At 69.8% G+C, this 13203-nt stretch carries 15 protein-coding genes; 4 read left to right on the forward strand and 11 right to left on the reverse strand.

Translation table 11 applies throughout. The features are described 5' to 3' along the window. Nucleotides 1-6: 6 nt before the first annotated feature. The 8 genes from BLW84_RS38400 to BLW84_RS38435 form a co-directional block, all read right to left on the reverse strand. Nucleotides 7-1068, reverse strand: a complete 1062-nt coding sequence (locus BLW84_RS38400; RefSeq protein WP_218157633.1) for a WXG100 family type VII secretion target — start codon at nucleotides 1066-1068, stop codon at nucleotides 7-9. A 34-nt stretch (nucleotides 1069-1102) separates the two neighbouring features. Then, on the reverse strand, nucleotides 1103-1423 hold the full coding sequence (locus BLW84_RS38405; RefSeq protein ID WP_093276132.1) for a hypothetical protein: 321 nt from the start codon (nucleotides 1421-1423) through the stop codon (nucleotides 1103-1105). 318 nt (nucleotides 1424-1741) lie between these two features. Beyond that, nucleotides 1742-2698: a PDR/VanB family oxidoreductase gene (locus BLW84_RS38410; RefSeq protein WP_093276135.1), complete on the reverse strand. Its 957-nt coding sequence runs from the start codon at nucleotides 2696-2698 to the stop codon at nucleotides 1742-1744. Between the two features lie 13 nt (nucleotides 2699-2711). After that, nucleotides 2712-3458 (reverse strand): SDR family NAD(P)-dependent oxidoreductase, encoded by a 747-nt coding sequence (locus BLW84_RS38415; protein ID WP_093276138.1) that lies wholly within the window; start codon nucleotides 3456-3458, stop codon nucleotides 2712-2714. Further along, nucleotides 3455-3976 carry an aromatic-ring-hydroxylating dioxygenase subunit beta gene (locus BLW84_RS38420; RefSeq protein ID WP_093276141.1) on the reverse strand — a complete coding sequence of 174 codons (522 nt, stop codon included), beginning with the start codon at nucleotides 3974-3976 and terminating at the stop codon, nucleotides 3455-3457. Before BLW84_RS38420 ends, BLW84_RS38415 begins: the two co-directional genes overlap by 4 nt. Further along, nucleotides 3969-5240: an aromatic ring-hydroxylating oxygenase subunit alpha gene (locus BLW84_RS38425; protein ID WP_093276144.1), complete on the reverse strand. Its 1272-nt coding sequence runs from the start codon at nucleotides 5238-5240 to the stop codon at nucleotides 3969-3971. Before BLW84_RS38425 ends, BLW84_RS38420 begins: the two co-directional genes overlap by 8 nt. A 14-nt stretch (nucleotides 5241-5254) precedes the next feature. Beyond that, complete coding sequence (locus BLW84_RS38430) at nucleotides 5255-5635, reverse strand: hypothetical protein (protein ID WP_093276147.1); 381 nt, start codon at nucleotides 5633-5635, stop codon at nucleotides 5255-5257. A gap of 26 nt (nucleotides 5636-5661) precedes the next feature. Further along, complete coding sequence (locus BLW84_RS38435; RefSeq protein ID WP_093276149.1) at nucleotides 5662-6828, reverse strand: acyl-CoA dehydrogenase family protein; 1167 nt, start codon at nucleotides 6826-6828, stop codon at nucleotides 5662-5664. Nucleotides 6829-6962: 134 nt separating this feature from the next. Between BLW84_RS38435 and BLW84_RS38440 the strand changes: the two genes are divergently transcribed. The 4 genes from BLW84_RS38440 (at nucleotide 6963) to BLW84_RS38455 (ending at nucleotide 10855) form a co-directional block, all read left to right on the forward strand. Then, nucleotides 6963-8429 carry a PAS domain-containing sensor histidine kinase gene (locus BLW84_RS38440; RefSeq protein WP_093276199.1) on the forward strand — a complete coding sequence of 489 codons (1467 nt, stop codon included), beginning with the start codon at nucleotides 6963-6965 and terminating at the stop codon, nucleotides 8427-8429. Between the two features lie 131 nt (nucleotides 8430-8560). Further along, nucleotides 8561-9073 (forward strand): flavin reductase, encoded by a 513-nt coding sequence (locus BLW84_RS38445; RefSeq protein WP_093276151.1) that lies wholly within the window; start codon nucleotides 8561-8563, stop codon nucleotides 9071-9073. Nucleotides 9074-9323: 250 nt separating this feature from the next. Continuing rightward, nucleotides 9324-9605, forward strand: a complete 282-nt coding sequence (locus BLW84_RS38450; RefSeq protein WP_245761677.1) for a hypothetical protein — start codon at nucleotides 9324-9326, stop codon at nucleotides 9603-9605. Next, entirely contained in the window at nucleotides 9602-10855 is a 1254-nt protein-coding gene (locus BLW84_RS38455; protein ID WP_218157634.1) for an amidase, read from the forward strand. The genes BLW84_RS38450 and BLW84_RS38455 overlap by 4 nt, the downstream gene beginning before the upstream one ends. Before the next feature lie 198 nt (nucleotides 10856-11053). Here the strand turns inward: BLW84_RS38455 and BLW84_RS38460 are convergent, their stop codons facing one another. The 3 genes from BLW84_RS38460 to BLW84_RS38470 all read right to left on the reverse strand — a co-directional run bounded on the left by BLW84_RS38460 (nucleotide 11054) and on the right by BLW84_RS38470 (nucleotide 12732). Beyond that, nucleotides 11054-11668 carry a response regulator transcription factor gene (locus BLW84_RS38460; protein WP_245761678.1) on the reverse strand — a complete coding sequence of 205 codons (615 nt, stop codon included), beginning with the start codon at nucleotides 11666-11668 and terminating at the stop codon, nucleotides 11054-11056. A gap of 56 nt (nucleotides 11669-11724) precedes the next feature. Continuing rightward, entirely contained in the window at nucleotides 11725-12282 is a 558-nt protein-coding gene (locus BLW84_RS38465) for a nuclear transport factor 2 family protein (protein WP_177226924.1), read from the reverse strand. A 102-nt stretch (nucleotides 12283-12384) separates the two neighbouring features. Then, entirely contained in the window at nucleotides 12385-12732 is a 348-nt protein-coding gene (locus BLW84_RS38470; protein ID WP_143061253.1) for an MFS transporter, read from the reverse strand. Nucleotides 12733-13203: the final 471 nt, after the last annotated feature.

Here is a 13203-nt window from a genome sequence, read left to right on the forward strand (position 1 = left end):
GGTTCCTCATTTGGCGGGTGCGTTACCGAGTGCGTTGACCAGGGCCGACAAGAAACCGTCTTTGTCCTTGCCGGACTTCACCTCGTCATCGTTGTCAAACAGCCCGATAACGTTATTCGCCTGCAACGACACCGCGGCACTCGACAGCGCTCCATTCGAAATCATGGAGTAGACCTTGTCCGTGATCTCATCGGTATTGGCGATGCCAGTATTCTTCTCGAAGAAGTTCTTAACGATTCCGGGAGCGGTCTCGGGGATCTTTGCCGCTTCGTCCGCGAACGCCTGCCATCCTTTAAAGCTCGCGCCGATCGCGCCGAAGCCGGGGATAACGCCGAGGACATCGCCGCCGACAGAGATCCACGATGCCGGATCGTCGAACTTGTCGTTGATCACCATGTCACCGCCGTGCGCGCCGAGGGCGACCAGGCCGGTCACAACCATGACCGACGCGGCTGGAATAGTGCAGGGCGGGTAGAGCACCAGGTAGCCGCTGACCGCCGACACCAGTCCCGCGATGTCGCCAAGATCGCCGATGTGGTCGTCGAACCACTCCCCGGGGTTGCTGAAGAGCTCGTCGAAGGATTCGAAAAAGGCCTTGGCCGGGGCTTTCTCCGCCGCCTCCCGCAAGGCCTTCGCGCAGATGCGGCCATCATCTTCCCAGAGTTCCTGGAGATTCTCCGCTTTCCCGCGGACCGCATTGAGCGCATCCCACGCCTCGGCTCGGATCTCTTCCGGCTTGCCGGCCGTCCCCTCGTAGGTTTCCCGTGCCTTCTTCGCCTGCGCTTCGAGTTTCGCAGCGGCGGCCTGGTGCTCCTGCAACCTGGTGGACCACGTCGAGAGCGCTTTGCCTGCTGCTTCCAGGGAAGAATGCGCGTCACCGATGTACTTCGGCAGCTCACCCAACTCCTCGGCGAACGCCTTCGCCGCCTGGCCTTGCCAGACATCCTGCTGGGACTGCACGGCCTTCAGCGCCTCGTGCGCTTCCTTGGCGTACCCGGCCGCATCCGTGGCCTGTTCGGCGAGTTCACGCACCGCCGCAACATCCCCACGGGCCGGGTCGAAGCCCAATGCCGGGAACCTACGTTCTGCTGCCATCCCGGGGCTACTTCTTCCTGGTCATGGCCGCCACGTCAGCGGCCATCTTCTGGAGATCCTTGCTGATGGCGGTGTCCAGCTCGGCGTACGACTGCTTGGCGTCCGCGACCGCACTCGTGATCTTCTCGACGGTCTCCTTGATCTTGTCCAAGCCTTCCTTCCAGTCCGTGCGAAAGTCGGCACATGCCTCGTCCAGGACAGTCGGCCCGATAGCCCCGAGCCCCGCGTCCTGGATGCGCTTGGTCGCCTGATCAACGTTGTCCACGGTGCGTTCGAGGTTCTTGCGGAGCGCATCAAGCCCCCCGAGATCAACTTTGAAGTCGGTCATCACCGCTCCTGCCTGATGCTGGACTCCCGCTTGCAAGGCCTCGTACGGACTGCGGCCTTGCCTGATACCGCTCGGCACGGATACCAGACGCCGTGGCGATTCCGGCTAGGTTACCGATCTTGAAAATCCCGCAACAAGCTAGCCGGGCGAGTCGCACCTCACCCGTCACGGCCGCTGTGTCGCACCGCAGGACGAACCGGCGCGGTTCGCTGTCGTCCAGCTACGCCGCATCCGCGTGGGCGTGGCGCGGAGAGGGACCATTGGGGCGTGGCCTGACGCCGAAGACCAGGATGAAAGAGGCTCATTCCGCCAGGCCGGTCAGTACAGTTCGATCACCAGCTTGTCGCTCAGCGCTCGGGAGACGCACAGGGCCATCTGGTCGCCGGCGGCCTTGTCCGCGGCGGATAGGCAGTTGTCGCGGTGGTCGGGCTCGCCGTCGAGCACCCCGGACACGCAGGAGCCGCAGATTCCCTCTTCGCAGGACTTCGCCACCTCGACACCGCTCTCCGTCAGGACCGAGAGGATCGACCGGTCGGCCGGGATCTCGAAGACCTCACCGGTGTCGAGTTCAACGGTGAACGGCGCGTCGGCGCTGGTGTCGACCTCGGTGGCGGTGAAGTGCTCGACGTGGACGTGGTCCGCGCCGACGGCCGGGGCGAACACGTCGGTCACCTGGTCCATGAATCCCTGCGGCCCGCAGGTGTAGACGTGCGCGGACGGGGCGAGTTTCGCCGCGACGTCGGCGAGCAGGGCCGGTTGTTCGGTGCGGGGAACGCCGAAGTGCAGGCGCACGTGGTCGCGGAATCCGGCGCGGTGTTCGAGCAGGTCGGCGAAGGCGGCTTCGCCGCGGCTGCGGGCGAAGTAGTGCAGCTCGAACGCGGCACCGGCGCGGTGCAGTTCGTAGGCCATGCTCAGCAGCGGGGTCACGCCGATCCCGCCGGCGACGAGGACGTGCTCGCCCGCGCCGTCGGCGAGGGCCAGCAGGTTCCGCGGCCGCCCGATCTCGAGGTGGTCGCCGACGGCCACCGCGTGGAGCGCCGCCGAGCCACCTCTCGACTCGGGTTCCCGCTTCACCGCGATGAGCACGGACTGCCGGTCGTCGGGCGGACCGCACAGGGAGTACTGCCGCAACACCCCGGTCGGGCCGGTGACGTCGACGTGCGCGCCCGCCCGGTGCGGGCCGAACGGGGCGCCGTCCGCGCGGACCAGCCGCAGTGCGCGGATGCCGGTGGCCTCGTCGGTGACCTCCGCCACCCGGACCCGGACGTTCATCATCGCGACTCCCCTCTCAACGCAGGTAGAGGCCGCCGTTGGCGTCCCAGCAGGCGCCGGTGACCGATGCGGCGTCCGGCGAGACGAGCAACGCCACCATCCGAGCGATGAACGCCGGGTCGCCGAGCCGGCCGACCGGGACGCTCTTCGCGAAGGAGTCGAGGGCGTCCTCGCCGACGATGGACCGCACCATCGGGCTGTCCTGCGGCCCGGGGGACACGGCGTTGACCGTCACCCCTCGGGGCGCGAGTTCCCGGGCGAAGACCTTGGTCGCCGACATGATCGCGCCCTTGGACGAGGCGTAGTGGCCGCCGGTCGCGGTTCCGCCGTTCTGCCCGGCCAGCGAGGCCATGTTGACGATCCTGCCGTAGCCCTGGTCCGCGAAGTGGGCGCCGAAGACCTGGCAGGCGGTGAAGGTGCCGGTGAAGTTGACGGCCATGACGGCGTCGAGCTCCTCGGGCGTGATCTCCAGCAGCGGGGTCGCCTGCGTGCGGGCGGCGTTGTTGACCAGGACCTGCACCCCGCCGAAATCGGTCACCACGTCGGCGAGCAGCCGCTGCAGGGCGGCCCGGTCGCGCACGTCGACGAGGTACCCGCGCGCGGTGGCGCCGGTGCTGTCCAGCTCCGCGGTCAATGCCGCGGCATCGTCCACATCGGCCACTGCGACGCGGTAGCCCTCCGCGTGCAAGCGGCGGACGATGAACTCGCCCAACCCGCCTGCCCCGCCGGTCACCACGGCGACCTGCGCATCCGGGGCGCTCACAGCAGGAATCCCGCGGCAGGCACGGCGTCTTCGCTGTCCACGAGGCGGACGACCTTCTGCACGATGCGGTCCTCGCCCGTGGGCGAGAGCCGGATCCGGTGGACCAGGTCGCCGGCCCAGATGTCGTGGTGACCGCGCTTGTAGGCGATGAGGATCTGCGCCGACCGCAGCACGACCTCGTCGTCGGAGACCGACTCGGGCACGAAGCGGGACACGGTGCGCACCGTGCGGGCGGCGTCGACCGCCGCGATCGCGTAGCCCTCGATCATGCGGGTCACGCGCATCTGCCGCATGCGCGCGTCGTCGTAGACCATGTTGAGCGAGTCGGCGAAGTCCTCGGTCTGCGGATCGATCGGGATGATGTAGTGGCCGTCCTCGGTGTAGAGGCCGTTCCAGGTGACGTAGTCCTTGCGGTCGAGCAGTTCGGCCTCGCGCCAGACCAGCTCGATCGACCGGACGACCCTGGGGTCGGTCGTCGAGATCGGGGTCCGGGATTCCGTCGCGGTCGCGTCAGTCATCGCCCATCATCTCCTTCCACTTGCCGTAGGCCGCGCGCATCCCGGTCTCGTCGGTGACGTGGGCGGTCGGCCAGCCTTCCGGACTGGTCGTCTCGCGGCCGAGCCCGCGGTTGACCATGATCGGCATCTCGGGTGCGCCCTGCGCCCCGCGCTGGACCCGGTCCCACCCCTCGGCGTCGTCGGGGGTGCCGAACCCGAACGGGCCCTGGAAGTGCTCGTGGATGCGCAGGCGCTCGCGGTTGACGGCCTCGACCTCGGGCGGGCCGTCCGGGCCGATCGCGACGTGCTCGATCCAGGTCTCGTCGACCGCGACGGGGCGCAACACCCGGAAGAACGCCGACGACATCGACACGTTCGGGAAGAGGTTGAGGTTGAAACCGGTGCCGTGCATGGCGCGGACCAGCTTGCGCACCTGCGCCGGGTCGAGGGTCTTCGACAACTCCTGGACGAGGTCGTCGAACCGGCCCTGGAGCGGCTCGGTGCCGTCGTCGGCATCGAGATCCGAGTGCTCGGGCACCATCTGCATGACGCTGTGCCCGTTGCCGAGATCGTGGGTGATCGCGGCGGGATCGGTCATGAACGACATCATGTCCGCGGTCTCGGCGTCGACGGAGGCCATCCAGGACCGGTGCACGATCGGGAAGTGGTAGCCGTCGGTGGTGTTCTCCAGCTGGATCTTCCAGTTGCCGCGGAACTTGAACCGGTGCTTGCCCAGCACCTTGATCGGGTAACCGCCACCCTGCTTCATGAACAAGTCGATCCAGGCCCTGGCGTCGCCGAGGAATTCCGCCAGCGGCTCGGCGGCATCGTTGAACGTCGCGAACACCAGCCCGCCGTAGGACTCGGTGCGCAGCGTCTTCAGCGACAACTCGGCCTTGTCGACGACGCCCTCGTAGCCGTCGGGGTACGGGATTCCGCGCAGCTTCCCGTTAAGGCCGTAGGACCAGGCGTGGTAGGGGCAGGTGAAGCCGTTGGCCTTGCCGCTGGGCTTCTCGCAGATGCTGGCACCGCGGTGGCGGCAGCGGTTGAGCAGGGTGCGCAGTTCGCCCTTGCGGTCGCGGGTGACGATCACCGGCTGCTTGCCGACGTGTGTCGATTTGAAGGTGCCCGGCCCGGGCAGCTCGCTCTCGTGCGCGACCCACACCCAGGTGCGTTCGAAGATCCGGGTCAGCTCCTGGTCGAAGATGTCCGGGTCGGTGTAGAGGCGGCCGGCGACCCGGTCCCCGGCGACCAGCTCGGCGGGGGCGGTGGCGTTGTCGGTCATCGGGTTCTCCCTGTTCAGTCGGGAAGCTCGACGTCGTCGCGGACGGTCAGCGGGCGGCCCATCCGGGCCTCCACGTGGGCGAAGCGCCACAACTTGGCGCGATCGCCGGCGACCGGCGTGGTGCGGAAGAGGTTGCAGGCGGCCTTGACCGTCTCCTGCGAGTCGACGTCGGCGAGGATGTAGCAGGTCCACGGCCAACCCGACGACGGCCCGACCACGTGCGCGTCGTCGTCGATGTCGCCGATGAAGTCCACCCCGGGCAGCGCCTTGAGCTGGTCCATCATCGAGACGAACGCCTGCCAGACGTCACCGGCCTCGATGCCGTCGGTGGGCAGGTCGAAGAAGTTCTGGTTGATGCCGATGCAGAACAGCACGCGGAGCGGCTGCGCGGTCATGCGGGTCTCCTTCGTCGTGGGGTGGGTCAGCGGAAACCGGGTGTGGTCGGCGGCATTCCCATGAGGACCGCGCCGGCCGCGTCGTACATCGCGGGGCCGAGGAAGGCGTGCTGCTTCGGGACGAGGGCGTCGCCGTGCAGCAGCTGCAGCGGATGTGCGCTGTGGATCGGCGCGGTGCCGGAGATCTCCAGCAGCCGGCCGACGACGTCGGACGAGGTCTTCGCGAGGTGCGCGGAGGCGAGCCGCAGCCGCGCGTTCTGCTCGTCGGTGGCTTCGTCACCGGCGACGACGGCATCCCAGACCTCGTGGCTGAGCTCGTAGAACCACGCCCTGGCCGAGTGCAACGCCGCCTCCGCCCCGGCGATCTCGGCGCGGTAGTAGGCGCGGTCGGCCAGTTTCGGGGCGCCGGTGACCCCGGCGTACCCGGCGCCGACCTCCTCGGCGTAGTCGAGCGCGGCGCGGGCGACGCCGGCGCCGACGACGGCGAGGACCTGTGCGGCGTAAGCGATCGTCGGGTAGCGGTAGAGCGGTTCGTCCACAGTGGGCCGTCCGCCGCGGATGAAGGTCCACTCGCGCGGCACCTCGACGTCGCGGACCACCAGATCGAAGGATCCGGTGCCGCGCATGCCGACGACGTCCCAGTCCTGGACGATCTCGACCTGCTCGGGGCGCAGCAGCGCGGTCCGCGGCTTGCCGCCGGTGGATTCGTCGCCCGGGATGCCCACGCCGAGGACGTCCGCCCCCATGCAGCCGCTGGCGAACTTCCAGCGCCCGTCGACCCGGAAGCCGGTTTCGGTCGGCGCGGCGGGCTGCACCGGGAAGAGGCCGCCCGCGAACGCCAGGTCCGGGCCGTCCCGGTACAGCTCGGCCTGCGTCGCGACGGGCAGCGCCGCGAGGTAGACGAGCGCGGACCCGAAGCTGGCGACCCAGCCGGTGGAACCGTCCACGACCGAGATCCGCTCGATCCGCGCCAGGAAATCCGCGGGCGCGAGCGGCTCACCGCCGAACCTCGTCGGGGTGGCGGCGCGGTAGAGCCCGAGCTGCTTGAGCCGGGCGATGAAGTCCTTCGACACGTAGCGCTGCTCGCGGAACTCGGTTCTCCGATCGGCGAGTTCTGCGAGCACGTCCTCGAAGGTGACACCGTTCCCCGCCGGCACATCGGCATCGGGGCGAATCTGTTGGGTGTTCACCATCTCAGCTCCCTCGTAGTTGCTGGATGGCTCCCGACGTTACGAACGCGCCCGCCACCGCGAAAGTGGTATTGCCTCTGCCTCCGTAGGGGATTCCTTCAGTGCGGGACCGGGCGCACCGCCCTTACGCTGGCTCGATGCAGGTCGATCCCCGCGTGCCCGAGCTGACGGCGCAGGACTTCGTGGCGATGGTGAACGCCACCCGGATGTGCGTGCTCGTGCACGACGCCGCGAGCAAGGACATCCTCTGGGCCAACCCCGCCGCGTGCGAGATGCTCGAGTGGAGCGTCGCCGAGCTGCGCCCGCTCAAGGCCGACGACATGAGCAGCTCGGCGCAGCAGTACGACCGGGTGATCGGCCGCGCCTGGCTGCAGGAGGCCGTCGACAAGGGCGCGAGCCGGATCGAATGGCACTACCGCGCGAAGTCGGGCCGGGTGATCCCGACCGACGCGGTGGCCGTCCGGGTCGAGCTGGACCGCGGCCCCGCGGTGCTGGTGCAGTTCCGCGACATCGAACGCGAGCAGGAGATCGAGCGCGAGCTGCGCCTGACCACGTCCTGGGTGGACGCGCTCGCCCACCACACGTCGACCGTCGCGCTGATGCTCGACTCCACCGGCACGATCCGGTTCGCCACCAACACGGCGGTTCCGCTCATCGGCGCGACCGCCGGCGAACCGCTCGGCCCGCTGACCGACTACGCCCGCCTGCGGCTGCACGGCCGGGTGTCCACATGGGACGAAGTGCGGGACCGGGCCGATCCGGTCACGGCGGTGCAGCTGGAAGTCCCCGATGGCCCGGGCCGGGAACCCGTCTGGCTGGAAGGCAGCCTGGAGCGGCTGCAGGAAACCGGCGGCGACGCCCTGCTGATGATCCTGCACGACGTCTCCGAACGGGTCCACGGGCAGGTGCGCCGGGAACGGGAGATGCAGCGGGAGAACTACCTCGCGCGCTACACCGCGATGGGCGACATGGCGATGGCCATCGCGCACGAACTCGGCCAGCCGCTGGCCGCGGCGGCCAACTTCCTGGCCGGTGCGCGCGCCGCGGCGCAGACCGACTCGCGCGTCGGGTACGGCATCGACAACGCGGTGCGGCAGATCGAGCGCGCCGCCACCATCGTCGGCTCGGTGCGCGCGTTCGTCGGCCATCTCGAACACGTGCAGCAGGTCGCCGACCTCGACGACATCGTCGAGGAATGCCTGTACTTCATCCGGCTGCGCGCGGACCCGGTGGGCGTCGACGTGCGGGTGGACCGCGGCCCGCAGCCGGTGCGCGTCCAGTGCGAGCGGGTGCTGACCGGCCAGGTGGTGCTCAACCTGTGCTTCAACGCGATCGACGAGATGGCGGTCTGCTCCCCGCAACGCAGACGGCTGACCATCACCACCCGGGTCGAAGGCGGTGCCGGCGTGCTCACCGTCGACGACCAGGGCCGGGGGCTGCCCCACGATCCGTTCGCGCAGACGTTCACCGCCAAGGAGCACGGCAGCGGCATCGGGCTGGCCCTGAGCTACCGGATCATCACCCGCCAGCACGGCACCATCTGGAGCGAAGGACGCGCCGAAGGCGGCTCCCGGTTCGGCTTCACCCTCCCGCTCGCCGAATGACGCCCGGTCGTAGGGGAAATCCTCAGCGGGGCGCGGGGAAGTCTCGATTCCCGCGCACCGGCCGCGTCCGTACCGTCGGAACGGTGCCGGTACCGGCAGTGCTCAATCCGCGTCCTGCGACAGGAGGAATCGTGCCCGAGCTGACCCCGGTCCAACGCGAGTTCCGCGCCGCGATGGCGAACCTATCGGCCGCCGTCAACGTCGTCACCACCGACGGGGCCCACGGGCTCGCCGGGATGACCGTCAGCGCGGCCTGTTCGGTGACCGACTCACCGCCGACCGTCCTCGTGTGCGTCAACCGGTCGAGCCGGTCCCACGACGTCCTGGTCGCCAACGGCCGCATCTGCGTCAACGTGCTCGGCGCCGAACAGGAGGAGCTGGCGATGCACTTCGCCGGCGCCACGAAGGTGCCGACCGCGCAGCGGTTCACCGAGGACTGCTGGGACCTGGACTCCGAGGGAGTCCCGGTCCTGCGCGACTCGCCCGCCTCGATCATCGGCCGGATCATCGCCGAGCAGACCCAGGGCTCGCACTCGGTGATGTTCGTCGAGGTCGACAAGGTGCTGACCCGGGAGGACAGCGGCGCCCTGGTCTACTTCCAGCGCCGGTTCCACAGCCTGGCCGCACCGTCGCTGAGCGCCTGAGCACTTGTCCGACGAACTCGCTTCGCGCGACGGTGCAAGTGGCGGAACCTCAGCGCCCGCCTGGCTGTGGGATCTCCTCCTGACGTATGTCCGATACGCGGCGTCGGAGCTGTCCCCGCCAGACGAACGCCGAGAACCCGCGGCGGTGCAAGTTGCTTAGGTGGGCTAAGCGGCTACACCGCTTCAAGAACCCAAACCAAACCGGGACGAATACACGCGCTGAAACCCGTCCGGACAAGGAGATCGCCGCATGCCCACCCCATCTGACGCCGAACCCACGCGGATGACCCTGACCTGCTACAACGACACCCACGGCTACGGCTGGCGGCACGTCGACCTGTTCGTCCACGACGCCAGGGGCCGCGAGCTGAACTGGGTCCACTGGGAGGTCGCGGAGGACGGGCCCGACGCGGCCGACGCGGTCACCGCCGAGGTGGAGCCGCTGCTGCGGCGGACTTCGGAGTGGCGGCACGGGGTCAGCGCCGGCGGCATGGACTTCTGGGTCGCCGACGCCGCTTGGGGGCAGCCGTGAACCGCGCGTACTGGCAGCCGTGGTCGCTGCGCGAGCTCGTCGACGCCCTGGCCGCCGGCACGACCACGCCCGCCGAAGCGCTCCGGCGCTCCCGCGGGCGGATCGCCGAGACCGACGCCGAGCTGCGGGCGTGGGTCGAGCTCGCTCCCGGCACCGATCCCACCAGCGACGGGCCGCTCGGCGGGGTTCCGCTCGCGGTCAAGGACATCATCGACGTCGCCGGGCTACCGACCCGGTGCGGATCGCAGCTGCGCGCCGATGCGGTGGCCGCCGAGGCCGATGCGGCGATCGTGACCGCGTGGCGGCGGGCCGGCGCGGTCCCGGTCGGCAAGGCGGTCACCACCGAGTTCGCCTACTTCGCGCCCGGCCCGACCCGCAACCCGGCGGCGCCCGACCACACGCCGGGCGGATCGTCCAGCGGCTCGGCCGCGGCGGTCGCCGCAGGGCAGGTGCCGCTGGCCCTGGGATCGCAGACCGCGGGTTCGGTCACCCGGCCCGCCGCGTTCTGCGGTGTCGCATCGCTGGTGCTCGGCCACGGCCGGTTCCCCGTCGACGGGGTCACCGGGCTGAGCCCGAGCCTGGACAGCCACGGCGTCCTGGCCGCGGGCGTGTCCGACCTCGCGCTGGCCTGGTCCGCGCTGGCCGGCGATCCCGATCCCGGCCTGGAGGCGGGCCGACCGCCGCGGCTGCTGCTCTGGACCGCACGACAGCTCGGCGTCGAACCGCGGATGACGACCGCGCTGACCAGCGCCTGCAGCAGGTTGCGCGCCGCCGGCGCGGTGATCGACGAGTTCCCGGAGGAGCAGCTGGCCGCGCAGGTGACCGCTGCGCATCCGGTGATCATGGCCTACGAGGCCGCGCGGGAACGAGCGGCGGAGCTTGCGGTGGCCCCGCAGCTGAGCCCGCAACTGGCGACACTGCTGAAAACCGGTGCGGCCTCGTCGCAACACGATTACGAGGCGGCCCTCCGCACCGCGGCCGAAGCAGGCACGCGGCTGGCGGAACTGCTGGCCGACTACGACGCCGTGCTGGGCCCCGCCGCCCTCGGCCCGGCCCCCGCTGGGCTGGCGGCCACCGGAGACCCGGTGTTGAGCCGCGCCTGGCAGGCACTCGGATTGCCTGCGGTGTGCGTGCCGGGAATGCGCACCGACGCGGGACTGCCGCTCGGCCTCCAGCTCGTGGGTGCGAGGCGGCGCGAAGCCGAGCTCCTGGCGGTCGGCTGCTGGGTCGAAGCGGCGCTGCTCGGCTGACCGCGCACCGCCGGTCCTTGACCCAAGGGGTCGTTTCAGGATGCGGGTGCGGGCACGTGTGAGACGTGAGGGCCGCGGCACTCTCGGGGCGAGGTAGCCCTGAACCATTCTGAAACGACCCCTGACGCGGGTGGTGCCCTTCTCGCGAGAGTTCGGCATTCGCGAAAAAGGGCACCACCTGCGCCAACGGCGCGTTGTTCAGACCTCCACGCGGTGGAGGAGGATGTCGCGGACGAGGGCGCCGAGGCTGTCGGCGTCCGCCTTCGCCTTGATCCTGGCCCGGTGCACGTCCACGGTCTTGACGCTGGTGCCCAGCTTGCCCGCGATGACCTGGCTGGGCAGTCCCTCGATGACCAGGCGCAGCACCTCCCGCTCCCGCGGGGTCAGCGCCTGCAGCCGGGTGGCGACGGCCCGGCGGTCGGCGTGCTCGGCGAACCGGTGGCGGGCCTCGTCCAGCTGCGCCTGCACCAGTTCCACCATCCGCTGCGGCTGGTAGGGCTTCTCCAGGAAGTCGACCGCGCCGCGGGTGACGGCGCGGACCGACATCGGGATGTCCCCGTGGGCGGAGCAGAACACCACCGGCGCGGGGTAGTCCATGTCGAGCAGCCGCTCCTGCAGCTGGAACCCGCTGATCCCCGGCATCCGCACGTCGACGATGACCACGGCCACCTCGCCGGGGTCGAACTCCGCCAGGAACGTGGTGGCATCGGGGTAGGTCAGCGCCTGCACCCCGATGCTCTCCAGCAGGAACACCAGCGACTGCCGCAGATCGGCGTCGTCGTCGACGATGTGTACCACTGGTTCCGCTCCCACCGGCTCCTCCGAAGTCACCGCGCCTGCCTCCCTCCGCATCGCCACCACCTGCCCGCCTACGGCCTCATCAGCACCGACGCGGTCGGGTGGTCGCTGACCCAGTCCGCGGCCAGCGGTGCGATGAACACATTCTCGGTGCGCGTGCGTGTGATCTTCCAGGTACCGCCCTCCTTTCGGAAGGCGTTGTTGAGCCGGCTGGAGCGCAGCAGCGCCTTACCGTCGGAGAACAGCCAGGGCTGCACGTGGATCCACTGCCCGGTCGCCTCGGCGCCGTCGACCCGGATCTGCTCCGAGGTGAGGTAGTGCGCGTTCAGCAGCAGCGCCGGATCACGCTTCTGACCCCAGAACGCCTCGAAGTGCGCGCGGATCGCGGCGGCACCCTCCGCTCGGCCGAACTGGCCGTCGTAGTACTCGCCCACGCCCTCCCAGACGGCGTCGTCGGTGTAGAGCCGCATGATCAGGTCGATGCGGTGGTCGTCGTCGCGGACGCCGAACTCCGGGCAGGGCGTGTCGCACAGGAACATGTAGCGGGCCTGGACCCGGCGGATCTCGGCCTCGGCTTCCAGGACCTCGACCCGGCGGGCCAGCTCGGCGACGGTCTTCTCCAGCTCCATCGTGTTCACCTCACAGGATGTCGGGTCCGGCCGCGGCGCAACCGCCGTCGCGGACGTGCGAGAACGGCTGCGCCTCCCGGCCGGGGCCCGTGTTGAATCGGATCAGATGCCGGTCAGCCGCCGGTGGCGGGTCTCGCCGGCGACGACCATCGAGATCAGGGTCAGCGCGAGCATCGCGAGGACGAAGGCCGCCACCGGGAGCACCGAACCCGTGGCCGCGAGTAGCGAGACGCCGACGATCGGGGTCGGGGAACCGCCGACGATGCCCGCCAGCTGGTAACCGACCGAGGCACCGGTGTAGCGCCCCGACGTCGGGAACAGCTCTGCGAAGAAGGCGGCGAGCCCGCCGGTGATGATCCCGTCCAGCAGCACGCCGACGCTCAGGGCCACCGCGATAGGCGAGGGCGGGTCGCCCATCGCGAGCCAGCCGAGGCTGAGCGGGATCCACACCGCGGCACCCAGCGCGGGGCGGGCGCTGCGCGCCGACAGGCACGGATGTTGTCTCGGACATCGCATCTCCAGCGCGTACATCGCACTTCGCAGTGCGGATTCGGCACAGCACAAGCGGCGGCACACCGGAGGTCCGCCACCGGAACCCGGTAGTTCACAGTGGACTGGCCAGCGATGCGACGTGGCTGCCGGAACCGCGCGGGTACGACCTGCTCCAACTTGGTCGCGGCGAATTCTTGGCTGCCCGCACGGTACTTCGAAGGGCGGGTCGAACGGCCGCGAAGTGCATAGTGCACGAACCGACCTGCATAGCGGAAGCCCACGATCCCACAAATCGCGAAAAACCCTGCCAGGAGCTAGAACCAACTTCGGCCCGCTGACGGTTCCACACGAATACGGGCTTCAGTGGGCCGCGCGCGGAGTTCCCGGGCCAACGCGACGACGGCGAGACGAGCCGTCGACACAGTCTCG

This window comes from Saccharopolyspora shandongensis, from assembly GCF_900106995.1.
In the GTDB taxonomy this organism is placed as follows: Bacteria; Actinomycetota; Actinomycetes; order Mycobacteriales; family Pseudonocardiaceae; genus Saccharopolyspora; species Saccharopolyspora shandongensis.